This is a genomic window from Streptomyces sp. NPDC002324 (assembly GCF_053593335.1).
This window is the reverse complement of the sequence record NZ_JBSFCF010000012.1, coordinates 169,968-195,671: the sequence shown is the minus strand read 5'-3', so window position 1 is coordinate 195,671 and position 25,704 is coordinate 169,968. Positions and strand designations below refer to the sequence as shown.

Genomic DNA, 25,704 nt, shown 5'->3' with positions numbered 1-25,704 from the left:
GCCGGGTGTTCTCGCCCCGACGGTCGCCGAGGGCGCTTCCGGTCGGTTCGGCACCGCCGATCGACACCGTCGTGGTCGCTCGCCGTAGTGATCGCTCGCCGTAGTGGCGGGTGAACCCGCGGCGGTGGGTCGACGGCGCCAGGGGCGGCGCGCGTACGTGATCGCCGAAAGTCACCGCGAGTCATAGTCCGGCCAACTTCGGGGCCATGCCCCTGCGAGGTATCCGCATGTCCAGTGAGTTCTTCATTCCCGACCCCGAGGGTCAGGTTCCCAGCGCCGAGGGGTATTTCGGCGCGTTCGGCGGCAAGTTCATCCCGGAGGCGCTGGTCGCCGCCGTGGACGAGGTCGCCGTGGAGTACGACAAGGCGAAGCACGACCCCGAGTTCGCGCGCGAGCTCGACGACCTGCTCGTGCACTACACCGGGCGGCCCAGTGCGCTCACCGAGGTGCCGAGGTTCGCCGAGCACGCCGGCGGGGCACGGGTGTTCCTCAAGCGTGAGGACCTGAACCACACCGGTTCGCACAAGATCAACAATGTGCTCGGGCAGGCCCTGCTCACCCGGCGCATGGGCAAGACGCGGGTCATCGCCGAGACGGGAGCGGGCCAGCACGGCGTCGCCACCGCCACGGCCTGCGCGCTCTTCGGACTCGACTGCACGATCTACATGGGCGAGATCGACACCCAGCGGCAGGCCCTCAACGTCGCCCGCATGCGCATGCTGGGCGCCGAGGTCATCGCCGTGAAATCCGGCTCGCGGACCCTCAAGGACGCCATCAACGAGGCGTTCCGGGACTGGGTCGCCAACGTCGACCGCACGCACTACCTGTTCGGAACGGTCGCCGGCCCCCACCCCTTCCCCGCCATGGTCCGCGACTTCCACCGGGTCATCGGGGTCGAGGCGCGGCGCCAGATCCTCGAACGCGCCGGGCGCCTGCCCGACGCGGCCGTCGCCTGCGTGGGCGGCGGATCGAACGCGATCGGCCTCTTCCACGCCTTCATCCCGGACGCGGACGTCCGCCTCGTCGGGTGCGAACCCGCCGGCCACGGCATCGAGACCGGCGAGCACGCGGCGACGCTCACCGCCGGTGAACCCGGCATCCTGCACGGCTCGCGCTCGTACGTCCTCCAGGACGAGGAGGGCCAGATCACCGAGCCGTACTCGATCTCGGCCGGCCTCGACTACCCGGGCATCGGCCCCGAGCACGCGTACCTGAAGGACAGCGGCCGGGGCGAGTACCGCGCGGTCACCGACGACGCGGCCATGCAGGCGCTGCGTCTGCTGTCGCGCACCGAGGGCATCATCCCGGCGATCGAGAGCGCCCACGCGCTCGCCGGCGCCCTGGAGGTCGGCAGGGAGCTGGGCAAGGACGGGCTGATCGTCGTCAACCTGTCCGGGCGCGGCGACAAGGACATGGACACGGCCGCGCGCTACTTCGGCCTGTACGACACCGACGCCGAGGTCGCGGCCGACGCGGCCGATCTCGCCGAGATCGAGGGGGACGCCAAGTGAGCGGGAACATCCAGCTGTTGAGCGACACCCTCGCCGCCGCCAAGGCGGAGGGCCGGTCCGCGCTCATCGCCTATCTGCCGGCCGGGTTCCCGACCGTCGACGGCGGTATCGCCGCGATCAAGGCCGTCTTCGAGGGCGGCGCCGACGTCGTCGAGGTCGGGCTGCCGCACAGCGACCCGGTCCTCGACGGCCCCGTCATCCAGACCGCCGACGACATCGCCCTGCGCGGCGGCGTCAGAATCGCGGACGTCATGCGTACGGTCCGGGAGGCCTTCGAGGCCACCGGGAAGCCCGTCCTGGTCATGACGTACTGGAACCCCATCGACCGCTACGGCGTCGAACGCTTCACGGCCGAACTCGCGGAGGCGGGCGGTGCGGGCTGCATCCTGCCCGACCTGCCCGTCCAGGAGTCGGCGTTGTGGAGGGAGCACGCCGAGAAGCACGGGCTCGGCACGGTCTTCGTCGTCGCGCCCAGCAGTAAGGACGCCCGTCTCGCCGAGATCACCGCGGCGGGCAGCGGCTTCGTCTACGCCGCCTCGCTGATGGGGGTCACCGGCACCCGGGAGTCGGTCGGCGCGCAGGCCCAGGACCTGGTGGAACGCACCCGGGCCACGGGCTCCGGCCTGCCGGTCTGTGTCGGGCTCGGCGTCTCCAACGCGGAGCAGGCTGCCGAGGTCGCCGGGTTCGCCGACGGCGTGATCGTCGGCTCCGCGTTCGTGAAGCGGATGCTGGACGCTCCCGACGAGGCGGCCGGTCTGGACGCCGTGCGCGAACTGGCGGGCGACCTCGCGAAGGGCGTACGCCGGGGTGCGTGACGTTCACCCGTTTGTCGTACGGGGCTGACCGGACGTAACGGGCAGAACGCTCACTCGAACGGGTGGAAGTGGGACCGGGGAGGCGCGGTGCGCCTCCCCGGTTCGTTCTGCGGGATGTGAGCGAGAAGAACCGTGAGGGAAAGCGCACCGCCCGGGAACGGCTGGCGGAGGAGCGCGAGAAGCAGAAGACCGCCGAGAAGCGCCGCCGGGGCCTGATCGTGGGCGCCTCGGTGCTGGGCGTGCTGGGACTGGCCGCCGTGATCGGCGTCGTGGCGGCGAACGCGGGCAAGGACGACGCCGACAGCGCGGGCCCGGTCGTGGCACCCTCGGGGGCCAACGGCGAGGACAGCCTCGCGATCCCCGTCGGGGACCCCGGCGCGAAGTCGACCCTCTCGGTGTGGGAGGACTTCCGCTGCCCGGCCTGCAAGTCCTTCGAGGACGCCTACCGCTCGACGATCCACGAGCTGACCGAGGCCGGGAAGCTGAAGGTCGAGTACCACCTCGCCACCCTGATCGACGGGAACATGGGCGGCAGCGGCTCCCGCAAGGCCGCCAACGCCGCCGCCTGCGCGCAGAACGAGGGCGGCTTCCCGGCCTACCACGACGTGCTCTACGAGAACCAGCCGCCCGAGACGAACGACGACTTCGCCGACGAGACCAAGCTCCTGGACCTGGCGAAGAAGGTGGACGGACTGGACACCGAGCCCTTCCGCACCTGCGTCGAGGACGGCAAGCACAACAGCTGGGTCGCGAAGTCGAACGAGGCGTTCCAGAAGGGCGGCTTCTCCGGCACGCCGAGCGTCTTCCTCAACGGCACCAACATCTACGCGGACCAGTCCATGACCCCCGCCAAGCTGAAGCAGATGGTGGAGGCGAGGGCAAAGGGGTGAGCGGTGTGTGCGCCGAGGTGCCGCCGGGGGCGGTGAGGCGTCGAGGCAGAGGTGACACGGCGTTATGGACCCGTTGCCGGGCCGCCCGCCGTCGGCCGGGCCCGGCAGGGTAGCGTCGACCCTGCCATGGAACTTGCCTACATTCCCAGCCCGTCGCGCGGGGTGCTCTACCTCGGTCCCGTCCCGCTGCGCGGCTACGCCTTCTGCATCATCATCGGTGTCTTCGTAGCCGTCTGGCTCGGCAACAAACGCTGGGTCGCACGGGGCGGACAGGCCGGCACGATCGCCGACATCGCCGTCTGGGCCGTGCCCTTCGGCCTGGTCGGCGGGCGGCTCTACCACGTGATCACGGACTACGAGCTGTACTTCAGCGAGGGCCGTGACTGGGTCGACGCCTTCAAGGTCTGGGAGGGCGGGCTCGGCATCTGGGGCGCGATCGCGCTCGGCGCGGTGGGTGCGTGGATCGGCTGCCGCAGGCGCGGGATCCCGCTGCCCGCGTACGCCGACGCCGTCGCGCCCGGCATCGCCCTCGCGCAGGCGATCGGGCGATGGGGCAACTGGTTCAACCAGGAGCTGTACGGCAAGCCGACCGATCTCCCGTGGGCCGTGGAGATCACGTCCTCCACGGACGGACGGCTGCCGGGCACGTACCACCCGACCTTCCTCTACGAGTCGCTGTGGTGCATCGGCGTCGCGCTCCTCGTCATCTGGGCGGACCGGCGCTTCACTCTCGGGCACGGGCGGGCGTTCGCGCTGTACGTCGCCTCGTACTGCGTCGGGCGGTTCTGGATCGAGTACATGCGGGTCGACGAGGCCCATCACATCCTCGGGCTGCGCCTCAACAACTGGACCGCGCTGTTCGTCTTCGTCCTCGCGGTGATCTATCTGGTCCTGTCGGCGCGGAAGCGGCCGGGGCGGGAAGAGGTCGTCGAGCCGGGGGTCTCCGACGGGGGTGGGGACGAGGGCGCCGCCGCCGTGGACCGGAAGGACGACGGGGACACGGAGTCGGCGGAGGCCTCGGGGAAGGCCGACGCGAAGGATGTCGACGACGTCAAGGACAAGAGCGTCAAGGACAAGAGCGTCAAGGACAAGAGCGTCGAGGACGTCGAGGAAAAGAAGGATGCGGAGGTTTCCGACTCCGTGGTCGGGAAGAAGGCCGAGTCCGCGGAGAAGAGCTGACCCGTACCCGTAGTTGTCCGAGCACCCATCTGCCCCTGTGGGGGCGGGTGGGTGTTCTGGGCTCGGGGCTGCCGCGGCACCGGTGGGGCTTCTCGCGCAGTTCCCCGCGCCCCTGAAGAACCAGGCCCAGCGGGCCTCGAAGACCTTGGCCCGCGGAGGCGTGGGCGAGGAGCACAGGCTTCAGTGTCTGGTCGGGCGGTTGGCCAGGGTCAGGGTTCTCTGGGCGGCGGCCACCACGGCCGGGTCGACGAAGCGGCCGTCGGGGAGGGCCTGGGCGCCGGGGGTGGTGGTCGCGGCCCTGAGGGTTTCCTCGGCCGATTCCACCTCCTGCGGGGTGGGGGCGTAGGCGCGCTCGATGACCGGGAGCTGGCGGGGGTGGATGGCGGCGCGGCCCAGGAAGCCGAGGGCGCGCCCGTGCGCACAGGAGACGGCCAGGCCTTCGAGGTCCTTGATGTCGGGGTGGATCGACTGGGCCGGTGAGGGGAGGCCGGCCGCGCGCGCCGCGAGGACCACTCGGGAGCGGGGCCAGTCGAGGGCCCGGTCGTGGTGGACGGCCAGGTCGGCGCGGAGGTCCGCCTCGCCGAGCGCGATGCCGCGCAGCGCGGGATGCGCGGTGGCGATGTCGTAGGCACGTTCGACACCCAGGGCTGATTCGAGGAGGGCGTACAGCGGGATCGCGCCTCCTTCCGCGTGAGCGGTCCCCTCCGCGACGGCGGCGACCTCCGCGGGGGAGGTGACCTTCGGGAGGCGGAGCGCCGACAGGCCGGGCAGGGGCGAGAGGGCCTTGAGGTCCTGTTCGGCGTCCGGTGTGTGCAGGGCGTTCACCCGTACGTGGACGGGCACGGGGGGCGGGGCCGAGAGGAGGTCGGCCGTGGCCGCGCGGGCGTAGGCCTTGCGGTCCGGGGCCACCGCGTCCTCCAGGTCCACGATCACCACGTCCGCGCCGGAGGCCAGGGCCTTGGTGACCACCTCTGGACGGTCACCGGGGACGTACAGCCAGGTCAGGGGGATGGGGGTCACAGGGCGCCCTCCTTGCGGAGGGTTTCGATGTCCGTGTCCGACAGGCCCAGCTCGGTGAGGACCGAGTCCGTGTCGGCGCCGTGGGCGCGGCCCGCCCAGCGGATCGCGCCGGGTGTGGCGGAGAGCCGGAAGAGGACGTTCTGCATGCGCAACGGTCCGAGATCGGGGTCGTCCACGGTGGTGACGGTGTCCAGGGCCCGGTACTGGGGGTCGGTCATCACGTCGGTGATGTCTTGGATGGGGGCGACGGCCGCCTCCGCCTTCTCGAACACCTCGATGACCTCCTCGCGGGTGTGGCGGGCGATCCACGCGCCGACCGCCTCGTCCAGGACGTCCGCGTGGCGGGCCCGCTCCGCCCCGGACGCGAACCAGGGCTCGTCGATCAGCTCGGGGCGGCCGACCAGGCGCATCACCCGTTCCGCGATCGACTGGGCGGAGGTGGAGACGGCCACCCAGGAGCCGTCCGCCGTGCGGTAGGTGTTGCGGGGCGCGTTGTTGGCGGAGCGGTTGCCGGTGCGGGGCTGGACATGGCCGAGCTGGTCGTACCAGAGGGGTTGGGGGCCGAGGACGGTGAGGATCGGCTCGATGATCGCCATGTCGACCGTCTGCCCCTCGCCGGTCCGGTCACGCGCGGCGAGGGCGGTCATCACCGCGTACGCCGTCGCCAGACCCGCGATCGAGTCGGCGAGGCCGAAGGGGGGCAGGACCGGTGGGGCGTCCGGCTCGCCGGTGATCGCGGCGAAGCCGCTCATCGCCTCGGCGAGCGTGCCGAAGCCGGGGCGGTGGGCGTAGGGGCCGAACTGGCCGAAGCCGGTGACCCGGGCGAGGACCAGGCGGGGGTTCGCCGCCGACAGCTCCTTCCAGCCGAGGCCCCATTTCTCCAGGGTGCCGGGGCGGAAGTTCTCGATGACCACGTCGGCGGTGGCGGCCAGGCGCAGCAGGGTGTCCCGGCCGCCGGGGGTGGAGAGGTTCAGCGTCAGGGTGCGCTTGTTGCGGCCCAGCAGTTTCCACCACAGGCCCACGCCGTCCTTCGAGGGGCCGTGGCCGCGGGACGGGTCCGACTTCGTGGGGTGCTCGACCTTGATGACCTCCGCGCCGAAGTCGCCGAGCATCGTGGCGGCGAGGGGACCGGCGAAGAGGGTGGCGAGGTCGAGGACGCGGAGGTGGGAGAGCGGGGGGTCGTACGCCTGGGTCATGGGTGGGGGGTCTCCCGGAGGGTGAGGTGGGCCAGGGTGTCGAAGCCGGTGCCGTTGAGGTCGGCGATCGAGGTGGCCAGGCGGTTCTTGAGGGGGGCCGTCCAGCGCTCGGGGAGCGTGTCCGGGGAGCCGGTGAGCAGACCGGCGATGCCGCCCGCCGTCGCGCCGTTGGAGTCGGTGTCCCAACCGCCGGACACCGCGCGGCAGATGGAGGCGGTGAAGTCGCCGTCGGCGTGGGTGAGGGCGGCGGTGAGCAGGGCCGTGTTGGGCAGGACGTGGACCCAGTGGTGGTCGGCGTAGGTGGCGTGGAGTTCGTCGACGACCGTGTCGAAGTCGCGGTGGGCGGTGGCCAGTCGCAGGGCGTGGCGGATCGCCTTCGCCAGACGGGAGTCCGGGGGGACGACCGTGAGGCCGGTGCGCAGGCAGTGGTGGATGTCGTGGGTGCCGGTGGCCGCTTCCGCGATGGTGGCCGCGACGAACATCGCCGCGTAGACGCCGTTCGCGGTGTGGGTGAGGGTGGCGTCGCGGTGGGCCTGTTCGGCCGCGCCGCCCGGGTCGCCGGGGTTGGTCCAGCCGTGGACGTCGGCGCGGATCAGGGCGCCGATCCATTCGCGGAACGGGTTGCGGTGGCGGGCGGTGTGCGGGGGCTCGATGCCGCTGAGGAGGTTGCGGTAGGCGACGCGTTCGGCGGTGAAGGTGCGGCCCGCGGGGAGTTCGTCGAGCCAGAGCGTGGCCACGTCGGTGGTGGTGAAGCCGCGGCCGTGGCGGTTGAGCAGGAGGAGGTTCAGCAGGGGGTAGTTGAGGTCGTCGTCCTCGGGCATGCCGTCGATGTTCTCGGCGAGGGAGGTGGGGGCCGAGCGACGGTTCCAGGGGTGGGCGGTGAGGAGTTCCGCGGGGACGCCGCGGGCGGTGAACCAGGTGGTGAGGGGCCAGTTGCCGGCCGCCCGCGCGAGCGCGCGGATCGCGGACAGGGGGAGCTTCTCGACGGGTTTGCCGAGGAGGCAGCCGACGGCGCGGCCGAGCCAGGCGGCTTCCAGGCGGGGGAGGTACGCGGCCGGGGAGGGCCGGTGTGGTGCGGCCGGGGCGCCGGGGGCGGACGAGGGTGCCGGCCAGTTCGGGCACAGCGCCCTGATCCCGCTCAGGTCCGTCGGCTCCACCTCCCGCAACCCGCTCGGCAGGTCCGCCAGTTCGTCCAGCAGGTCCTCGGCGAGTTGCCGCAGATAGCGGGAGACCCGCTGGGGGGAGGCGCCGACGCGCAGGGGCGCCGGGGGGCCGCCGGCCGCTCGCCAGCGGGCGGCGACGGCCGAGGGCGCGCGGCCGTCCTGTACCGCCTGGTGGAGTTCGTGACCGAGGAGATCCTCCGGCTGGACCCAGGTGAGACGGAGGGGGGCCAGGGGGGTCACCGGATCGAGGCCAGCGCGGCGAAGGCGGACTCGTGGGCGCGGCGGCGCCGTACGTCCTGCGCGTGGATCCGGCGGGTGACCTCCGCCAGCGTCGTGGCCGGTGCGTGCAGGTCCAGGCGGCTTGCCTCCGCCACGGTCTTGGCCCAGTCGGACGGGATCTCCGAGCCCAGCGCGCCCGCCAGGGCGCCCGCCATCGTGGCGGTCGAGTCGCAGTCGCGGCCGTAGTTCACCGAACCCAGGACCGCGTGGCGGTAGTCGCCGCGGGCCACCAGCAACATGCCGAGGGCGATGGGGAGTTCCTCGATGGCGTGCAGGCGGGAGGGGCGGCGGGCGCCCAGCGAGGGGGCGCGGTAGTCCGGGCCGACCGTGTCGAACGGGGCCACCGCCTCGCGGAGCGGCCGGAGGGCCGACTCGAAGTCCCTGTGGCGGGCGGCCACTTCGCACACGGCCTCGATCGCCGCGCGGGTGCCGTCCTTCGCCAGGGCGAGGCACGTCTCGACCACCGACTCGGCGGTCGCGCCCGGCGTGCACGCCGCCGCGACTCCCGCCGCGAACACGCCCGCCGCCTCCCTGCCGTACGACGACTGGTGGGCGCCCGCGATGTCGAGCGCCTCGGCGTACGCGCCGGGCGGATCGGCCGCGTTGACCAGGCCGACCGGGGCCATGTACATCGCGGCGCCGCAGTTGACGATGTTGCCGGTGCCGGCCTCGCGCGGGTCGACGTGGCCGTAGTGGATACGGGCCACCAGCCACTTCTCGGCGAGGAAGACCCGCTGCAGGGGGAGGGCCTCCGCCTCCAGTTCGGGGATCCAGCGCGGGGTCGTCATCATGTCGGGCACCAGGTGCTCGGCGACGGCGTAGGCGTCCAGGTGGTCGCGTACGCGGTCGTACACCCGGATCAGCGCGTGGGTCATCAGGGTGTCGTCGGTGACGTGGCCGTCGCCCTTGTGGTACGGCGCGATGGGGCGGGCGGTGCGCCAGTCGTCGCCGTTCCAGGGGCCGACGACGCCGTGGACGCGGCCGCCGTGGCGTCCGGCGATCTGTTCCGGGGTGTAGCCCTCGACCGGGCCGCCGAGGGCGTCGCCGACGGCGGCGCCGACCAGGGCGCCGGTGATGCGTTCTTCGAGGGTCACTGCGGTGGGGGGTTCCTTCGAGGGCGTCATGCCCGAATCATCCTCCGGGGGTGGCGAGTTCCGTGGTTGCGAGAAGTTCGGCGAGGTGTACGAGATCGGTGCCGGTGAGGCGGGGGAGGGCGCACCCGGAGAGGGTGCGGCAGGCGTTCCGCCAGGAGTCGGGGACGGCGGCGGCGCCGCCGAGTGCGCCGGTCAGGGCGCCGGCGAGGGCGGGGGCGGAGTCGGCGACGCGGGAGAGGCAGGCGGCGGCGGGGACGGCCTCGGCGATCCGGCCCTCGGCGGCCGTGGCCAGGGCGAGTGCCACGGGGACCGTTTCGGCGGCGGCGATGCCGTAGCTGTAGACGTGGTCGACGATCTGGTGTTCCAGGAGCGGGACCAGAGCGAATGTTCCTTCTCTTCTGTGGCGGTGGGCGAGGTCCAGGGCGTGGCGCGCGTTGCGGCCGATCTCCGTCTCTGCGGGGAGTTCGGCCAGGGCCGCCGCCGCGCAGTCGTCGACGTTCGCGCCGACGAGCGCCAGCGCGAGCGCGGCGGCCATCGCGCGCGCGCCGTGCACGCCGTCGCCGTCCTGGGTGTAGCGGGCGTCGAACTCGGCGAGATCGGCGGCGCGTCGGGGGTCACCGGGGTGGGCCGCGGCGAGCACGCAGGCGCGTACGCAGGCCGCGTCGTCGAAGTAGTGCGGGTTGTCGTGGCCGGTGGCCGGTGGGCGCAGGCCGGTGGCGAGGTTGCCGAGGCCGGCGCGTACGGAGATACGGGCGCGCAGGGGGAGCACGGCGGACTCGACCTCGGGGGCGCGTTCGGCCGCGGCGGCGATCTCGCTGGCCACGGCGTTCCAGGAGAGGTCGATCGAGGCGCGGGTGCGGCGTTCCAGGCTGAGGTCGCCGAGGGCGGCGGCGTCGCCGGCGCGCAGGAGGGCCTCCGCGGCGAAGGCCGCCCATTCCGCGTCGTCCGAGGGGCCGAGGCGCAGGGGCTCGGGGGGTTGGTTGAGGGCGATGGGGACCGGGAGGGTGGTCGTGGCGTTCTGCTCGGCGAAGGTGTCCAGCTCGCGGGTGAGACGGCGGGTCCACTCCGGCATGCGGGCGGCCCGGTGGCGGGCGGCGGGCCAGCCGGCGGCGTCACCCGCGGCGAGGCCGAGCAGGAGGCCCTCGATGCGGGAGCCCTGCGGGGGGCGCGGCGCCGTATCGTCCTCGGCTTCGCCTGCGGCCGGGTCGTTCCGGCCGCTCGCCCGGTGCGTGCGGATCTCGTCGTCGGGTGCGGGCGGCCCCTGCACGGGGACCTCGCCGACGGCGACCGCGGGTTCGGGGGTGGGCGGCTTCGTCCCGGGATGCTCGTACGCCGGGTGGGCGGGCGTGAGCGCGGGCTTGTCGTGCCGCGTGTGCGCGGGCGTGCGCGCGGGCTCCTTGTACGCCGTAGGCGTCGGCGTACCCGTCGGCGTCGCCGTGCGCCGCGTGTCGTCGTCCTCCGTCGAGGGGGCCGTGGGTGTCGTCTCGTCCCACGGTGTCGGTGGGGTCATGAGGGCGTCTCCGGTCGGATGGGCGGGGCCAGGGTGAAGGCGGTCGGGGGGCGCTCGTCGTGGGGGAGGGGGCTCGCGGTGGCGGTGGCCCACTTGCCGCCCTCGCCGGGGACCAGGAGTTCGGCCACGTCGAGGACGTGATGGCCGGCCATGGAGGGAAGGCAGCTGCCCCGCGCCGGGCCGATGGCCGCCGCCCACTCGGGCGGGATCGAGGACGCGCCCCGGGTCGCACCGGCCAGCGCGCCGGCGACGGCGGCGGTCGTGTCGGCGTCGCGGCCCATGTTGACCGCCGTCAGCACCGACTCGGTGAAGTCGCCGTCGGCCGCCGCGTAGGCGCCGAAGGCGAGGGCGACGGCCTCGGGGGCGAGGTCGGTCCAGGGATAGCCGCCGATGACGACGGCGGAGCGGACCGCGCGCTCGCCGCGGTGGGCGACCGCGACCGCCCGGCGCAGGGAACGGGCGGTCCAGGAGTCGTCCGGGACCACGGCGAGGGCCGACGCGACCACGGCGATGGTGGGGGCGCCCGCCATCGCCGCCGCCACCCCGGCCGCGACCGCCTGGCCGCCGTAGATGCCCTCGCCGTCGTGGCTGACCGACCCGTCGACGGCGACCAGACGGGCTGCCTCCGCCGGGCGGCCCGCGGCGAAGACGCCGAAGGGGGCCGCGCGCATGGCCAGTCCGTCGCTCCAGGCGTGCCGGTGCTGCGCGGAGATGGGCGCGGCGAGGCCCCGGCGGAGGTTCTCCAGGGTGCCGCGTTCGCTGAAGCCGGCGCCCCGGAACGGGCCCTCGTCCCGGTCCGCGATCCACTGGTGCCAGGCCGCCTCCACATGTGTGACGGTGAGCGCCGAGCCGTGCCGGGCCAGCAGCAGCCCGGAGAAGATGGCGTACTCGGTGTCGTCCGTGCCCGAGGGATGCTCGGCCACGTACCCCGTGATGCGCCCCCAGCGTGCGCGGATCTCGGAGGGCTTCATGTTCTCGGCGGGCGCCCCCAGCGCGTCCCCGACAGCGAGCCCGAGCATGGCCCCGCGTGCCCGCTCGCGCAGATCGGCGGCGTCCCCCGGCGCCGGTACCGGAGGAATGCAGGCGATGGAAGGCATATGGCGCCTCTCTGGCCCTGAGGGCAGGTCTGGCCCTGAGGCCGTTCCCGCCCGGTGGGCGGCTCGGGCCCGGTGGGCGGTCGATCCGCTCTGAAGATCTGCAGATGCGGAGATTCCACGATGTGGAGACCGAAGACTTCCGCTGTGAAGATCTCTGCCACACCGGGCGCCCCACCGGCTGCCGGAACGCCCTCGTATCACCCGGTCGACATCTGTGCAGCGCTCTGTACGAATGAGCGGCGGAGGTTTCTCGAACACTCGTCGGCCCGGGTGAGTGCCCAGGTAAGTACGGCCTTCCTTGCTGGCAGAAGCAATTTTCCGAGCGTACGTTCGACGTGAGGAAAGGGGCTTGACCGTGGCGATCATCGACACCGAGGCCGCGCTGCACGAGGCGCACCGTGACAACCACACCCATCGGGACGTGAACGGCGGCTGGCTGCGGCCCGCCGTGTTCGGGGCGATGGACGGGCTCGTGTCCAACCTGGCCCTGATGACCGGTGTCGCAGGCGGTTCGGCCGGCCGGGAGGCGGTCGTCGTCGCCGGGCTCGCGGGGCTCGCCGCCGGGGCCTTCTCCATGGCTGCCGGCGAATACACCTCCGTGGCCTCCCAGCGGGAACTCGTCGAGGCCGAACTCGACGTCGAGCGCCGGGAGTTGCGCAAGCACCCCAAGGGCGAGGAGCAGGAGCTGGCCGCGCTCTACGAGAGCCGTGGGGTCGAGGCGGGACTCGCCCGGGAGGTCGCGCGCCAGCTCTCGCGCGACCCCGAGCAGGCGCTGGAGATCCACGCCCGTGAGGAACTGGGCATCGACCCCGGCGACCTCCCGTCGCCCGCCGTCGCCGCCGTGTCGAGCTTCGGCTCCTTCGCGCTGGGCGCCCTGCTGCCCGTACTGCCGTATCTGCTCGGCGCGGGCGCGCTGTGGCCCGCCGTGCTGGTGGCGCTCCTGGGACTCTTCGGGTGCGGGGCGGTGGTGGCCAGGGTGACGGCCAGGACCTGGTGGTTCAGCGGCCTGCGCCAGCTCGCCCTCGGGGGCGCCGCGGCGGGTGTGACGTACGCCCTGGGCAGCCTGATCGGAGCGGCCGTATGATGGATCGGATGGCTACGTATGCGAGGGACCGCATAGATAGTCGTTACCAGGCGGTTTCGAATGCTTAACCGCTGGGCATGAGCCGTAAGCGCCGCAGGCAATGACGCCTGCCTAGCAACTGAGAGCAGTGGCGACGACGCCTTCTGCGCCCCCCGGTCTGCCGACATCGATCTGTTCGGTCGACCCCCTGGTCACGCCTGTCGAAGCCTGTTCACGCCACCGCGTGCGGCGCACCCCTCCGCACCCGTGGCGTCCGCATGTTGGGACGAAGTATCCGCTTCCCGAGAACCGCTCCATCATGTAACCTGCACGAAATTTTGCACTTTCCGCAGAGGGCCAACGTCGTCCCTCGGCACACGCTCCCCCAGAGCCTCAAGGGCCTGGGAGGCGCCCCCAGCCAGATGACGACGACGGGAGAGCCGATGCGTACGCCGCGCCAGCCGTCCCAGCACTCCACGAATGGCCAGAAGTGGTCCTTCATGGATGCTCGCCCTGCCGCGCAGGGTATGTACGACCCCCGCAACGAGCACGACGCCTGCGGCGTCGGCTTCGTGGCCACCCTCACCGGCGAGGCGAGCCATGCGCTGGTCGAGCAGGCGCTCACGGTTCTTCGCAACCTGGAGCACCGAGGGGCGACCGGTTCGGAGCCCGATTCGGGTGACGGCGCCGGCATCCTTTCGCAGGTCCCCGACACCTTCTTCCGCGAGGTGGCCGGCTTCGAGCTGCCCGCGGCCGGCTCGTACGCCGTCGGTATCGCCTTCCTGCCCGAGCACGGCGCCGACGACGCCGCGGCCCGTATCGAGGCCATCGCGGCCGAGGAGAACCTGACCGTCCTCGGCTGGCGCGAGGTGCCCGTCGCCCCCGAGCTGCTCGGCGCCACCGCCCGCTCGACGATGCCCTCCTTCCGTCAGGTCTTCGTCACCGACGGCTCGGCCACGCCCGCCACGGGCATCGACCTCGACCGCAAGAGCTTCGTGCTGCGCAAGCGCGCCGAGCGCGAGGTCGACGTCTACTTCCCGTCGCTGTCCGCGCGGACCATCGTCTACAAGGGCATGCTGACCACCGGCCAGCTGGAGCCCTTCTTCCCGGACCTGTCCGACCGCCGCTTCGCCTCCGCGATCGCGCTCGTGCACTCCCGGTTCTCCACGAACACCTTCCCGTCGTGGCCGCTCGCCCACCCGTACCGCTTCGTCGCGCACAACGGCGAGATCAACACGGTCAAGGGCAACCGCAACTGGATGGTCGCCCGCGAGTCCCAGCTCGCCTCGAACCTCTTCGGTTCGCAGGAGACGCTGGACCGGATCTTCCCGATCTGTACGCCGGACGCCTCGGACTCGGCGTCCTTCGACGAGGTCCTGGAACTGCTCCACCTCGGTGGCCGTTCCCTGCCGCACTCCGTACTGATGATGATCCCGGAGGCGTGGGAGAACCACGACTCCATGGAGCCGGCCCGCCGCGCCTTCTACCAGTTCCACTCCACGATGATGGAGCCCTGGGACGGCCCGGCCTGTGTCACCTTCACCGACGGCCGTCAGGTCGGCGCGGTCCTGGACCGCAACGGCCTGCGCCCCGGCCGCTACTGGGTCACCGACGACGGCCTCGTCGTCCTCGGCTCCGAGGTCGGCGTCCTCGACATCGACCCCGCCAAGGTCGTCCGCAAGGGCCGCCTCCAGCCCGGCCGGATGTTCCTCGTCGACACCGTCGAGCACCGCATCATCGAGGACGACGAGATCAAGGCCCAGCTCGCCGCGGAGAACCCGTACGCGGAGTGGCTGGAGGCCGGCGAGATCGAGCTCTCCGACCTGCCCGAGCGCGAGCACATCGTGCACACCCACGCCTCGGTCACCCGCCGCCAGCAGACCTTCGGGTACACCGAGGAGGAGCTGCGCGTCATCCTCGCGCCGATGGCCAAGACCGGCGGCGAGCCGCTCGGCTCCATGGGCACCGACTCGCCGATCGCCGCGCTGTCCTCGCGCCCGCGGCTGCTCTTCGACTACTTCACCCAGCTGTTCGCGCAGGTCACCAACCCGCCGCTGGACGCCATCCGCGAGGAGCTCGTCACCTCGCTGCGCTCGTCGCTGGGCCCCGAGGGCAACATCCTGGAGCCGACCGCCGCGTCGTGCCGCAGCGTCACCCTGCCCTTCCCGGTGATCGACAACGACGAGCTGGCCAAGCTCATCCACATCAACGCCGACGGCGACATGCCCGGCATGAAGGCGGCCACGCTCTCCGGTCTCTACCGGGTCTCCGGCGGCGGCGACTCCCTCGCCGCGCGCATCGAGGAGATCTGCGCCGAGGCCGACGCCGCCATCGACAACGGCGCCCGGCTGATCGTCCTGTCCGACCGCCACTCCGACGCCGAGCACGCGCCGATCCCGTCGCTGCTGCTCACCGCGGCCGTCCACCACCACCTCATCCGTACCAAGCAGCGCACCCAGGTGGGCCTGCTCGTCGAGGCCGGTGACGTCCGCGAGGTCCACCACGTCGCCCTGCTCATCGGGTTCGGCGCCGCGGCCGTCAACCCGTACCTGGCGATGGAGACCGTCGAGGATCTCGTCCGCGCCGGAACGTTCCTCTCCGACATCGAGGCCGAGCAGGCCATCCGCAACCTGATCTACGCCCTCGGCAAGGGCGTCCTCAAGGTCATGTCGAAGATGGGCATCTCCACCGTCGCCTCCTACCGGGGCGCCCAGGTCTTCGAGGCCGTCGGCCTCGCGGACGACTTCGTCGAGAAGTACTTCAACGGCACGGCCACCAAGATCGGCGGCGTCGGCATCGACGTCATCGCCAAGGAGGTCGCCGCCCGCCACGCCAAGGCGTACCCGGCCAGCGGCATCGCGCCGGCCCACCGCGCCCTGGAGATAGGCGGCGAGTACCAGTGGCGCCGCGAGGGCGAGCCGCACCTGTTCGACCCGGAGACGGTCTTCCGCCTCCAGCACTCCACGCGCACGCGCCGCTACGACATCTTCAAGAAGTACACGGACCGCGTGAACGAGCAGTCCGAGCGCCTGATGACGCTGCGCGGCCTGTTCGGTTTCAAGGCGACGGAGGGCCGCGCCCCGATCTCCGTCGACGAGGTCGAGCCGGTCTCCGAGATCGTCAAGCGTTTCTCGACCGGCGCCATGTCGTACGGCTCCATCTCCAAGGAGGCGCACGAGACCCTCGCCATCGCCATGAACCAGCTGGGCGGCAAGTCCAACACCGGTGAGGGCGGCGAGGACCCGGACCGTCTGTACGACCCGGCGCGGCGTTCGTCGATCAAGCAGGTCGCCTCCGGCCGCTTCGGTGTGACCTCCGAGTACCTGGTCAACGCGGACGACATCCAGATCAAGATGGCCCAGGGCGCCAAGCCCGGTGAGGGCGGTCAGCTGCCCGGCCACAAGGTGTACCCGTGGGTCGCCAAGACGCGTCACTCGACGCCGGGTGTGGGCCTCATCTCCCCGCCGCCGCACCACGACATCTACTCCATCGAGGACCTGGCCCAGCTGATCCACGACCTGAAGAACGCGAACCCGCGGGCGCGGATCCACGTGAAGCTGGTCTCGGAGGTCGGCGTCGGCACGGTCGCCGCCGGTGTCTCCAAGGCGCACGCGGACGTCGTCCTCATCTCCGGCCACGACGGCGGCACGGGCGCCTCCCCGCTGACCTCGCTGAAGCACGCGGGCGGTCCCTGGGAGCTCGGTCTCGCCGAGACCCAGCAGACCCTGCTGCTCAACGGCCTGCGCGACCGCATCGTCGTCCAGACCGACGGCCAGCTGAAGACCGGCCGTGACGTCGTCATCGCCGCGCTCCTCGGCGCCGAGGAGTTCGGCTTCGCGACCGCGCCGCTGGTCGTCTCCGGCTGCGTCATGATGCGCGTCTGCCACCTGGACACCTGCCCGGTCGGCATCGCCACGCAGAACCCGGAGCTCCGCGACCGGTTCGCCGGCAAGGCCGAGTACGTCGTGAACTTCTTCGAGTTCATCGCCGAGGAGGTCCGCGAGATCCTCGCCGAGCTGGGCTTCCGTTCCATCGAGGAGGCGGTCGGTCACGCCGAGACGCTCGACGTGGCCCGCGCGGTCGACCACTGGAAGGCACAGGGCCTGGACCTGGAGCCGCTGTTCCACGTGCCCGCACTGCCCGAGAGCGCCGTCCGTCACCAGGTGATCGAGCAGGACCACGGCCTGGAGAAGGCGCTCGACAACGAGCTGATCAAGCTCGCCGCCGACGCGCTGGCCGCCTCGGACGCCACCGACGCCCAGCCGGTCCGCGCCCAGATCAAGGTCCGCAACATCAACCGCACGGTCGGCACCATGCTCGGCCACGAGGTGACGAAGAAGTTCGGCGGCGCGGGTCTGCCCGACGACACCATCGACATCACCTTCACCGGCTCGGCGGGCCAGTCCTTCGGCGCCTTCCTCCCGCGCGGTGTCACGCTGCGCCTGGAGGGCGACGCCAACGACTACGTCGGCAAGGGCCTCTCCGGCGGCCGGGTGATCGTCCGTCCCGACCGGGGCGCCGACCACCTCGCCGAGTACTCGACGATCGCGGGCAACACCATCGCCTACGGCGCGACCGGCGGCGAGCTGTTCCTCCGCGGTCGTACGGGTGAGCGGTTCTGTGTCCGCAACTCCGGCGCCCTGGTGGTGTCCGAGGGCGTGGGCGACCACGGCTGCGAGTACATGACCGGCGGCCACGCGGTCGTCCTCGGCGAGACGGGCCGCAACTTCGCGGCCGGTATGTCCGGCGGCATCGCCTACGTCATCGACCTGGACCGCGACAACGTCAACGTCGGCAACCTGGGCGCCGTCGAGGCCCTCGACGACACCGACAAGCAGTGGCTGCACGACGTGGTGCGCCGCCACGCCGAGGAGACCGGCTCCACGGTCGCCGAGAAGCTGCTCACCGACTGGCCCGTCGCCGTGGCGCGCTTCAGCAAGATCATCCCCAGCACGTACAAGGCAGTGCTCGCCGCCAAGGCCGCCGCCGAGCAGGCCGGTCTCTCCGAGACCGAGATCACCGAGAAGATGATGGAGGCGGCGATCAATGGCTGACCCGAAGGGCTTTCTGAACCACGGGCGCGAGGTCGCCAAGTCCCGCCCCGTCGACGTACGCCTGAAGGACTGGAACGAGGTCTACGTCCCGGGTTCGCTGCTCCCGATCATCTCGAAGCAGGCGTCCCGCTGCATGGACTGCGGCATCCCGTTCTGTCACAACGGCTGTCCGCTCGGGAACCTCATCCCCGAGTGGAACGACTACGCCTACCGCGAGGACTGGGCGGCGGCGTCGGAGCGGCTGCACGCCACGAACAACTTCCCGGAGTTCACCGGGCGGCTGTGCCCGGCCCCGTGCGAGTCGGCGTGCGTGCTCGGCATCAACCAGCCGGCCGTCACCATCAAGAACGTCGAGGTCTCCATCATCGACAAGGCGTGGGACAGCGGCGACGTCGCGGCCCAGGCCCCGGAGCGCCTGTCCGGCAAGACCGTCGCGGTCATCGGCTCGGGCCCGGCGGGTCTGGCCGCCGCCCAGCAGCTGACGCGGGCCGGTCACACGGTCGCGGTGTACGAGCGCGCGGACCGCGTCGGCGGTCTGCTCCGCTACGGCATCCCCGAGTTCAAGATGGAGAAGCGGCACATCAACCGCCGCATCGAGCAGATGCGCGCGGAGGGCACCCGCTTCCGTACGGGCATCGAGATCGGCCGCGACCTCAAGGCCACGGACCTGAAGAAGCGGTACGACGCCGTCGTCATCGCCGCCGGCGCCACCACCGCCCGTGACCTCCCGGTCCCCGGCCGCGAACTGGCCGGCATCCACCAGGCCATGGAGTACCTGCCGCTGGCCAACAAGGTCCAGGAGGGCGACTTCGTGACGCCCCCCATCACGGCCGAGGGCAAGCATGTCGTGGTCATCGGCGGCGGCGACACGGGCGCGGACTGCGTGGGCACCGCCCACCGGCAGGGCGCGGCCTCCGTGACGCAGCTGGAGATCATGCCGCAGCCGGGCGAGGACCGTGCCCCGAACCAGCCGTGGCCGACCTTCCCCATGCTCTACAAGGTCACCTCGGCGCACGAGGAGGGCGGCGAGCGGGTCTACTCCGTCTCCACCACCCACTTCGAGGGCGACGAGGACGGCAACGTCCAGTGGCTGCACCTCGCCGAGGTCGAGTTCATCGACGGCAGGCTGACCCCGAAGCCGGGCACGGAGCGCAAGATCCCCGCCCAGCTGGTGACGCTCGCGATGGGCTTCACGGGCACGGACCGCGAGAACGGTCTCGTGGACCAGTTCGGCCTGGACCTCGACGAGCGCGGCAACATCGCCCGCGACGCCGACTTCCAGACCAACGTGCCGGGTGTGTTCGTCGCCGGTGACGCGGGCCGCGGCCAGTCCCTCATCGTCTGGGCGATCGCCGAGGGCCGCTCCGCGGCCCGGGGCTGCGACCGCTTCCTGACGGGCGCGAGCGAACTGCCGGCCCCGATCCGGCCGACGGACCGCTCGCTGATGGTCTGATCCCCGGACCTCCCTACGCGTCCCGTACAACGGCGTACGGAACACAGACGGCGCCTGCCCGCCAGTCCCCGACCGGACGACTGGGCAGGCGCTGTCGTATGTGCGGGGACCGGCGGGAGCGGGGCTGAGGAGGGGAGGCGGCTCGGCTCGGAGGGAGCGGAGCCGCCGCCGGTGGACGCCGCTCGGTCAGGCCGTCATCCCCGCGACCCCGAGGACCGCCGCCGCCACCAACAACGCCGCCATCGCCGCACAGGCCCCCGCCTGCACCAGCACCCGCCGCCGGTCCCGGGGCGCGTAGGCGAACGCCAGGGCGATCAGACCGCCGGTCAGCAGGCCGCCGAGGTGCCCCTGCCAGGACGTCACGACCGCCGAGATGATCAGCCACACCAGCAGACCGGCCATGAAGCGGTTGAGCCCGGCCGCGTCGGCGCCCAGGCGGCGGGCCAGGACGTAGTACGCGGTGCACACGCCGAAGATCGCGCCGGAGGCGCCGACCGTGCTGGTGTCGGGGGCCAGGAGGAGCACGAGGACGGAGCCGCCGAGGGCGGAGAGGAGATAGAGGGCGAGGTAACGGGCGCGGCCGAGCTGGGCCTCGACGATCCTGCCGACGTTCCACAGCGTGACCATGTTCATCACGATGTGGAGGATGCCGAACGTGCCCTCGGTGGGCGGGAGATGGAGGAAGGCACCGGTGAGGAGGCGGTACCACTCGCCGTCGGCCACGCCTTCGAGGTGGAAGTCGGCGGGGTAGGCGCTCTGCCAGACGTAGTGGAGCCCGTCCGGGCCGAGCAGACCCCGGCCGAGCATCGCGAAGTCGTCCACGACCTGCTCGCGGAGCAGCTCGGCGGCGTAGGCCATGACGTTCAGACCGATCAGGACGTACGTCACCAGCGGGACGGCCGAGATCCGGCCGCCGAAGGCGGTACGGGCCTGCCGGACCGTTCTCGCGCCCTCCTTCACACACTCCGGGCACTGGTGGCCCACGGCCGCGTCGCGCATGCAGTCCGGACAGATGAACCGTTCGCAGCGCGTGCAGCGGACGTACGACTCCACTTTCGGGTGGCGGTAGCAGGTGGTGACGACGGGCTCGGACGACGACGGGGACTCGGGTTCCACGGCCGGCTCCTTGGGGGTGCGGGGCTGATGACGAGCCGGTGAGGACGGCGGCGAACAAAATAGCGAACGATCAGGACAGAGGGGACAGGGGGAGTGCCTTGACCTCGGGGCTGCCGCCGAGCCCTGAGGTCAGGAGGACCGCCGTAAGTACGCGACCTGGCCGTCCCGGGGAAGCGCGTCGTCGACAACGCCGGGTTCTTCCATGCCGGCCCGGATCCGCGGGCCGTCTCCGACGGCGAGTTGTACGACCGGCTGGTGGGGGAGTTCCCGAAGTGGCTGGTGGCGGCTCGGGCCGAGGGCATCGTCGCGTGAGGGCACCCCGGGAGATCAGCGGCGGCGACCGGCGCTGAGCACGGCGGTGCGGCACTCGGCCGGGGTGCCCCAGGCCGTCCGCAGCGCCCGCGCCTTGGTCAGCCAGAGGGACAGGTCGTACTCCGCCGTGTAACCGATCGCGCCGTGCAGCTGCAGCGCCGTGCGCGCGGTCGTGTACGCCGCCTCGCACGCCGTCACCTTGGCCGCCGCCGCATCCGCCGGGTCCAGGGTGACCGCCGCCCCGAAGACCAGTGGACGCGCGAACTCCAGGGCCACCTTCGCGTCCGCCAGCCGGTGCTTCACCGCCTGGAACGATCCGACGGGCACGCCGAACTGGGTGCGCTGCCGGACGTACGCCACCGTCCTGTCCAGGAGTGCGAGTCCTACGCCGAGGGCTTGCGCGGCCACGGCCAGACGGGCCCAGGTGAGGGCCTGGGTGAGGGAGGACGGGGTCGTGGGCAGGAGTTCGCCGCCAGGGGAGAGGGGGGTCAGACGGCGGGCCGGGTCAAGGGAGGGGCGGACGGGGCCGTGGCCGGGGGAGAGGCGCAGTTCGCCCCTGTCCCGGTCGAGCGAGAGGCGGGTCGTCGCCGCGTCCCCGTCCAGCGCGTACGACCCCGGCGCCGGCGCCGCCGTGGCCATCGCCTTGCCGGACAGCAGCGCCGGGAGCAGGCGCTCCGCCGGGTTCGGGTCCGGCAGGGAGGCCAGGAGGACCGCCGCCGTGGCCGTCTCCACGACAGGGCCCGGCACCGCGTGCCGCCCCAGCTCCACGAAGGCGACGGCCAGTTCCACGGGGAGGGGGCCGACCCCCTCGTACGCCTCCGGCACCGCCAGCGCGAAGACACCGGCCTCCGCGACCCGGGACCACAGCGCCCGCCCCGCCCGGTGCTCGCCCCGCCCCCACGCCCGTACGACCGACGGGGTGTCCGCCGCCGTCAGCATGGCGTCCAGCGACTTGGCGAACGCCCGCTGCTCGGTGTCCAGGAGGAAGCGCATCAGCGGCGGCCCTTCAGGAGGGGATCAGGCATCAGCGGCGGCCCTTCGGCAGGCCGAGGAGGCGTTCGGCGATGATGTCGCGCTGGATCTCGTTGGTGCCGGCGTAGATCGGGCCCGCCAGGGCGAAGACATAGCCCTCGGACCAGTCGGTGTCCCCCGACTCGCCCTCCTCGCCGAGCAGTTCGAGTGCCGTCTCGTGCAGCGCCAGGTCCAGCTCGGACCAGAAGACCTTGTTCAGGCTGGACTCCGGGCCGACCGGCGCGCCCTCCAGGAAGCGGGAGGCGGCCGCGTAGGTGAACAGCTGGTAGGTGCGGGCGCCGATCACCGCGTCGGCCACCTGGTCGCGGGCGCCCGCCGGGCTTCCCCGGGCCTGCCAGAGGTCGAGCAGTCGGTCCGCGGAGGCCAGGAAGCGGCCCGGGGGGCGGAGCGTCAGACCGCGTTCGTTGCCGGCGGTGGACATGGCGATGCGCCAGCCCCGGCCGGGCTCGCCGATGACGTCCTCGTCCGGCACGAACACGTCGTCGAGGAAGAGCTCGGCGAAGGCGGGCTTGCCGTCCAGGCGGCCGATCGGGCGGACCGTCACGCCCGGTGCGCGCAGGTCGAACATCAGATACGTGAGGCCCTGGTGGGGTTTCGGGGTGCCCCGCTCACTGCGGAACAGGCCGAACGCCCGGTCCGCGAAGGCGGCCCGCGACGACCAGGTCTTCTGCCCGGTCAGCAGCCAGCCCCCGTCCGTACGCACGGCCCTGGAGGTGAGCGAGGCGAGGTCCGACCCGGCCTCGGGCTCCGACCAGGCCTGTGCCCACACCACCTCGCCGGAGGCCATCGGGGGCAGTACGCGGGCCCGCTGTTCCCGCGTCCCGTGGTCGAAGAGGGTCGGGGCGAGGAGGCTGATGCCGTTCTGGCCCACCCGGCCCGGGGCGCCCGCCGCGTAGTACTCCTCCTCGAAGACCAGCCTCCGCAGCAGGCCCGCGTCACGGCCGCCGTACGCGGCCGGCCAGTCGACCACCGACCAGCGGTCGGCGGCCAGTTCGGCCTCCCAGACGCGGTGGGCGGCGAAGCCCTCCGCCGTCTCCAGGGAGGGCAGCGGCTCGGGTGGGACATGGGCGCGCAGCCAGGCGCGGGCCTCGGCGCGGAAGGCCTCGTCGGCGGGGGGATGGACCAGGTCCATGGGGCGCCCTTCCTTCCTGGCCGGCCGGCTGACGGGTCGGCGCTGATGGGCTGAGCGGTGGGTGCGTGGGTGTACCTGACAGACGTCAGGCTCCTTCCCTAACAAGTGTTTGGTAGGTTAGCGTGCCCCCATGAACAACGTCGACCCCCCGACGTACCCTCCCGCCCACGGCCTCCTCGCCGGCCGCACCGCCGTCATCACCGCGGCCGCCGGCGCCGGTATCGGCGGAGCGACGGCACGGCGCTTCCTGGAGGAGGGCGCACGCGTACTGATCAGCGACGCCCACACGCGCCGACTCAAGCAGTACAGGAACGAGCTGGTCGCCGAGTTCGGGGCGGAGTCCGTCCGCGCGGTGCCGTGCGACGTGACCGACGACGATCAGGTGCGGGCGCTGTTCGAGGCGGGGGCCCGGTTGCACGGTGGGCTGGACATCGTCGTCAACAACGCGGGCCTCGGCGGCACCTCGGATGTCGCCGACATGACGGACGAACAGTGGTCCAAGGTGCTGGACGTGACGCTGAACGGCACGTTCCGGTGCACCAGGGCCGCTCTGCGGCTGATGCGGGAGGGCGGTGGGGGCGAGGGAGGCGGTGGAGGCGTGATCGTCAACAACGCCTCCGTCGTCGGCTGGCGCGCACAGGCCGGACAGGCCCACTACGCTGCGGCGAAGGCGGGCGTGATGGCGCTGACCAGGTGCGCGGCGGTCGAGGCGGCCGCGTACGGGGTCCGGGTCAACGCCGTGTCGCCGAGCCTCGCCATGCACCCGCACCTGGTGAAGGTCACGACCCCCGAGCTACTGGCCGACCTGACCGCGCGGGAGGCGTTCGGGCGGTACGCCGAACCCTGGGAGGTCGCCAACGTGATCGTGTTCCTCGCGTCGGGCTACTCCTCCTACATGACGGGTGAGATCGTCTCCGTCAGCAACCAGCACCCCTAAGGACAACGAACAGCGTGCCGACCAAGAAGACCCCCCAGGCGCCCGCCGCCGCGCTCGCCCGCCGCCGTGAACTCCTCGACAAGGCCGCCCGCGTCTTCGCCGACCAGGGGTACAACGCCACCACCATGCGCCGGATCGCGGACGACGCGGGCATGCTCGCGGGAAGCCTCTACTACTACTTCCAGTCCAAGGACGCGATGCTGGAGGAGATCCTGCGGACCTTCCTCGACGAACTCTGGGAGCGGTACGACGCCGTCCTGGACGCGGGCACGGGCCCCCGCGAGACCTTCGAAGCGCTGGTCACCGAGTCCTTCCGGGCGATCGGGCGGCACTGTGACGCCGTCCGGATCTACCAGAACGAGTCGAAGCAGCTGATCGCCCAGGAACGGCGGTTCCTCTTCCTGGAGCAGTCGCGGACCAGGTTCGAGGAGGTGTGGCTGACCGCGCTGGAGAACGGGGTCGCGCACGATGAGTTCCGGACCGACCTGGACACGAGGGTCACCTACCGGTTCGTTCGCGACACGGTCTGGGTCGCCGCGTCCTGGTACCAGCCCAGCGGAAAGTACAGCCCGGAGGAGATCGCCCGGCAGTACCTGTCGATGGTCCTGGACGGGGTCGCCGTACGCACCGAGCCCTGACGCACATTCGGTGAACAACCTTTGACAACAAGGGAGTTGCCATGGCCGAGGCCTACATCGTCGAAGCGGTCCGGACGCCCGTCGGGAGGCGTGCGGGAGGGCTCGGCCGGGTCCATCCGGCCGACCTCGGCGCGCACGCCCTCAAAGCGCTCGTCGCGCGCGCGGGCGTGGACCCGGCCGCCGTGGAGGACGTCGTCTTCGGCTGCCTGGACACCGTCGGACCGCAGGCCGGTGACATCGCGCGTACGAGCTGGCTGGCGGCCGGGCTGCCCGAGGAGGTACCGGGCACGACCGTCGACCGGCAGTGCGGATCCTCGCAGCAGGCCGTCCACTTCGCCGCCCAGGCCGTGCTCTCCGGCACCCAGGACCTGGTGGTCGCGGGCGGCGTCCAGAACATGACGATGATCCCCATCGCCTTCGCCTCCCGCCAGGCCGCCGTCCCCCTAGGGCTCACGGACGGACCCTTCGCGGGCAGCGAGGGATGGCGGGCACGGTACGGGGACCGGCCGGTGAACCAGTTCGCGGGCGCCGAGATGATCGCCGCGAAGTGGGGCATCGGCCGCCGCGACCAGGAGGAGTACGCGCTGCGCTCCCACCAGCGGGCGGTGCGGGCCGTCGACGAGGGCCGCTTCGCGCGCGAGACCGTGCCGTACGGGGACGTCACCGTCGACGAGGGACCGCGCCGTGACACCTCCCTGGAGAAGATGGCCGCCCTGAAACCCGTCATCGACGGCGGCACCGTCACCGCAGCCTGCTCCTCCCAGGTCTCCGACGGAGCCGCCGCGCTCCTCCTCGCCTCCGAGCGCGCCGTACGGGAGCACGGGCTGACCCCGCGCGCCCGCGTGCACCACCTCTCCGTACGCGGCGAGGACCCCATCCGTATGCTCACCGCGCCGATACCGGCGACCGCCTACGCCCTGAAGAAGACCGGCCTCACCCTCGACGCCATCGACCTCGTCGAGATCAACGAGGCCTTCGCGCCGGTCGTCCTGGCCTGGCTGAAGGAGACGGGCGCCGACCCGGAGAGGGTCAACGTCAACGGCGGCGCGATCGCCCTCGGCCACCCGCTGGGCGCGACCGGCGCCAAGCTCATGACGACCCTCCTGCACGAGCTGGAGCGCACGGGCGGCCGGTACGGGCTCCAGACGATGTGCGAGGGAGGCGGGCAGGCGAACGTGACGATCATCGAACGGCTGTGACGAACTCTGAACGA

At 72.1% G+C, this 25,704-nt stretch carries 19 protein-coding genes and 1 pseudogene; 11 read left to right on the top strand and 9 right to left on the bottom strand.

From position 1 onward, the window contains the following. Positions 1-227: 227 nt before the first annotated feature. The 4 genes from trpB (at position 228) to lgt (ending at position 4,395) form a co-directional block, all read left to right on the top strand. The gene (trpB, locus tag ACWCRJ_RS18765; RefSeq protein WP_450940304.1) at positions 228-1,511 is read left to right on the top strand and encodes a tryptophan synthase subunit beta; all 1,284 of its coding nucleotides are present in this window, start codon (positions 228-230) and stop codon (positions 1,509-1,511) included. Continuing rightward, positions 1,508-2,326 carry a tryptophan synthase subunit alpha gene (gene trpA / locus ACWCRJ_RS18760; RefSeq protein ID WP_450940303.1) on the top strand — a complete coding sequence of 273 codons (819 nt, stop codon included), beginning with the start codon at positions 1,508-1,510 and terminating at the stop codon, positions 2,324-2,326. Before trpB ends, trpA begins: the two co-directional genes overlap by 4 nt. 116 nt (positions 2,327-2,442) lie before the next feature. Continuing rightward, positions 2,443-3,216 carry a DsbA family protein gene (locus tag ACWCRJ_RS18755; protein WP_450940302.1) on the top strand — a complete coding sequence of 258 codons (774 nt, stop codon included), beginning with the start codon at positions 2,443-2,445 and terminating at the stop codon, positions 3,214-3,216. Between the two features lie 126 nt (positions 3,217-3,342). Continuing rightward, positions 3,343-4,395 (top strand): prolipoprotein diacylglyceryl transferase, encoded by a 1,053-nt coding sequence (gene lgt, locus ACWCRJ_RS18750; RefSeq protein WP_450940301.1) that lies wholly within the window; start codon positions 3,343-3,345, stop codon positions 4,393-4,395. 180 nt (positions 4,396-4,575) lie between these two features. Here the strand turns inward: lgt and ACWCRJ_RS18745 are convergent, their stop codons facing one another. From ACWCRJ_RS18745 to ACWCRJ_RS18720, 6 genes are read right to left on the bottom strand one after another with little or no spacing between them, the layout of a single operon-like run. Beyond that, positions 4,576-5,415 carry an HpcH/HpaI aldolase/citrate lyase family protein gene (locus ACWCRJ_RS18745; RefSeq protein ID WP_450940300.1) on the bottom strand — a complete coding sequence of 280 codons (840 nt, stop codon included), beginning with the start codon at positions 5,413-5,415 and terminating at the stop codon, positions 4,576-4,578. Further along, positions 5,412-6,611, bottom strand: a complete 1,200-nt coding sequence (locus ACWCRJ_RS18740; protein ID WP_450940299.1) for a CaiB/BaiF CoA transferase family protein — start codon at positions 6,609-6,611, stop codon at positions 5,412-5,414. Before ACWCRJ_RS18740 ends, ACWCRJ_RS18745 begins: the two co-directional genes overlap by 4 nt. Further along, complete coding sequence (locus ACWCRJ_RS18735) at positions 6,608-8,014, bottom strand: ADP-ribosylglycohydrolase family protein (RefSeq protein WP_450940298.1); 1,407 nt, start codon at positions 8,012-8,014, stop codon at positions 6,608-6,610. The genes ACWCRJ_RS18740 and ACWCRJ_RS18735 overlap by 4 nt, the downstream gene beginning before the upstream one ends. Continuing rightward, entirely contained in the window at positions 8,011-9,177 is a 1,167-nt protein-coding gene (locus tag ACWCRJ_RS18730; RefSeq protein ID WP_450940297.1) for an ADP-ribosylglycohydrolase family protein, read from the bottom strand. The genes ACWCRJ_RS18735 and ACWCRJ_RS18730 overlap by 4 nt, the downstream gene beginning before the upstream one ends. A 7-nt stretch (positions 9,178-9,184) precedes the next feature. Beyond that, positions 9,185-10,657: an ADP-ribosylglycohydrolase family protein gene (locus tag ACWCRJ_RS18725; RefSeq protein WP_450940296.1), complete on the bottom strand. Its 1,473-nt coding sequence runs from the start codon at positions 10,655-10,657 to the stop codon at positions 9,185-9,187. Further along, the gene (locus tag ACWCRJ_RS18720) at positions 10,654-11,754 is read right to left on the bottom strand and encodes an ADP-ribosylglycohydrolase family protein (RefSeq protein WP_450940295.1); all 1,101 of its coding nucleotides are present in this window, start codon (positions 11,752-11,754) and stop codon (positions 10,654-10,656) included. Before ACWCRJ_RS18720 ends, ACWCRJ_RS18725 begins: the two co-directional genes overlap by 4 nt. Positions 11,755-12,109: 355 nt before the next feature. Here ACWCRJ_RS18720 and ACWCRJ_RS18715 point away from each other — a divergent pair, with 355 nt between their 5' ends. The 3 genes from ACWCRJ_RS18715 (at position 12,110) to ACWCRJ_RS18705 (ending at position 19,324) form a co-directional block, all read left to right on the top strand. Continuing rightward, a complete protein-coding gene (locus tag ACWCRJ_RS18715; RefSeq protein ID WP_450940317.1) occupies positions 12,110-12,838 on the top strand; it encodes a VIT1/CCC1 transporter family protein in 729 nt (242 codons plus the stop codon). A gap of 422 nt (positions 12,839-13,260) precedes the next feature. Next, complete coding sequence (gltB, locus tag ACWCRJ_RS18710; RefSeq protein ID WP_450940294.1) at positions 13,261-17,871, top strand: glutamate synthase large subunit; 4,611 nt, start codon at positions 13,261-13,263, stop codon at positions 17,869-17,871. Then, positions 17,864-19,324 carry a glutamate synthase subunit beta gene (locus ACWCRJ_RS18705; protein WP_450940293.1) on the top strand — a complete coding sequence of 487 codons (1,461 nt, stop codon included), beginning with the start codon at positions 17,864-17,866 and terminating at the stop codon, positions 19,322-19,324. The genes gltB and ACWCRJ_RS18705 overlap by 8 nt, the downstream gene beginning before the upstream one ends. 186 nt (positions 19,325-19,510) lie before the next feature. On the opposite strand, the gene ACWCRJ_RS18700 is transcribed toward ACWCRJ_RS18705, so the two are convergent. After that, on the bottom strand, positions 19,511-20,440 hold the full coding sequence (locus ACWCRJ_RS18700; protein WP_450940292.1) for a rhomboid family intramembrane serine protease: 930 nt from the start codon (positions 20,438-20,440) through the stop codon (positions 19,511-19,513). A 153-nt stretch (positions 20,441-20,593) separates the two neighbouring features. On the opposite strand from ACWCRJ_RS18700, the pseudogene ACWCRJ_RS18695 reads away from it, so the two are divergent. Then, positions 20,594-20,752 (top strand): annotated as a pseudogene (locus ACWCRJ_RS18695) (VWA domain-containing protein); the annotation flags it as partial. A 15-nt stretch (positions 20,753-20,767) separates the two neighbouring features. On the opposite strand, the gene ACWCRJ_RS18690 reads toward ACWCRJ_RS18695, so the two are convergent. Together ACWCRJ_RS18690 and ACWCRJ_RS18685 are read right to left on the bottom strand one after the other, a co-directional pair. After that, the gene (locus tag ACWCRJ_RS18690; RefSeq protein WP_450940291.1) at positions 20,768-21,745 is read right to left on the bottom strand and encodes an acyl-CoA dehydrogenase family protein; all 978 of its coding nucleotides are present in this window, start codon (positions 21,743-21,745) and stop codon (positions 20,768-20,770) included. Positions 21,746-21,776: 31 nt separating this feature from the next. Then, entirely contained in the window at positions 21,777-22,916 is a 1,140-nt protein-coding gene (locus ACWCRJ_RS18685) for an acyl-CoA dehydrogenase family protein (RefSeq protein ID WP_450940290.1), read from the bottom strand. Between the two features lie 130 nt (positions 22,917-23,046). On the opposite strand from ACWCRJ_RS18685, the gene ACWCRJ_RS18680 reads away from it, so the two are divergent. The 3 genes from ACWCRJ_RS18680 to ACWCRJ_RS18670 are packed head-to-tail and all read left to right on the top strand — an operon-like array spanning position 23,047 to position 25,690. Continuing rightward, the gene (locus ACWCRJ_RS18680) at positions 23,047-23,853 is read left to right on the top strand and encodes an SDR family oxidoreductase (protein WP_450940289.1); all 807 of its coding nucleotides are present in this window, start codon (positions 23,047-23,049) and stop codon (positions 23,851-23,853) included. Positions 23,854-23,867: 14 nt separating this feature from the next. Further along, positions 23,868-24,491 carry a TetR/AcrR family transcriptional regulator gene (locus ACWCRJ_RS18675; protein ID WP_450940288.1) on the top strand — a complete coding sequence of 208 codons (624 nt, stop codon included), beginning with the start codon at positions 23,868-23,870 and terminating at the stop codon, positions 24,489-24,491. A gap of 41 nt (positions 24,492-24,532) precedes the next feature. Then, positions 24,533-25,690 (top strand): acetyl-CoA C-acetyltransferase, encoded by a 1,158-nt coding sequence (locus ACWCRJ_RS18670; RefSeq protein WP_450940287.1) that lies wholly within the window; start codon positions 24,533-24,535, stop codon positions 25,688-25,690. Positions 25,691-25,704 lie beyond the last annotated feature (14 nt).

Excerpts from the sequence above, each read along its gene's own strand:
- trpB (WP_450940304.1), top strand. The coding sequence starts at position 228 with ATGTCCAGTGAGTTCTTCATTCCCGACCCCGAGGGTCAGGTTCCCAGC.
- lgt (WP_450940301.1), top strand. The coding sequence starts at position 3,343 with ATGGAACTTGCCTACATTCCCAGCCCGTCGCGCGGGGTGCTCTACCTC.
- ACWCRJ_RS18740 (WP_450940299.1), bottom strand. The coding sequence starts at position 6,611 with ATGACCCAGGCGTACGACCCCCCGCTCTCCCACCTCCGCGTCCTCGAC.
- ACWCRJ_RS18730 (WP_450940297.1), bottom strand. The coding sequence starts at position 9,177 with ATGACGCCCTCGAAGGAACCCCCCACCGCAGTGACCCTCGAAGAACGC.
- ACWCRJ_RS18725 (WP_450940296.1), bottom strand. The coding sequence starts at position 10,657 with ATGACCCCACCGACACCGTGGGACGAGACGACACCCACGGCCCCCTCG.
- ACWCRJ_RS18720 (WP_450940295.1), bottom strand. The coding sequence starts at position 11,754 with ATGCCTTCCATCGCCTGCATTCCTCCGGTACCGGCGCCGGGGGACGCC.
- gltB (WP_450940294.1), top strand. The coding sequence starts at position 13,261 with ATGCGTACGCCGCGCCAGCCGTCCCAGCACTCCACGAATGGCCAGAAG.
- ACWCRJ_RS18705 (WP_450940293.1), top strand. The coding sequence starts at position 17,864 with ATGGCTGACCCGAAGGGCTTTCTGAACCACGGGCGCGAGGTCGCCAAG.
- ACWCRJ_RS18690 (WP_450940291.1), bottom strand. The coding sequence starts at position 21,745 with ATGCGCTTCCTCCTGGACACCGAGCAGCGGGCGTTCGCCAAGTCGCTG.
- ACWCRJ_RS18685 (WP_450940290.1), bottom strand. The coding sequence starts at position 22,916 with ATGGACCTGGTCCATCCCCCCGCCGACGAGGCCTTCCGCGCCGAGGCC.
- ACWCRJ_RS18680 (WP_450940289.1), top strand. The coding sequence starts at position 23,047 with ATGAACAACGTCGACCCCCCGACGTACCCTCCCGCCCACGGCCTCCTC.
- ACWCRJ_RS18670 (WP_450940287.1), top strand. The coding sequence starts at position 24,533 with ATGGCCGAGGCCTACATCGTCGAAGCGGTCCGGACGCCCGTCGGGAGG.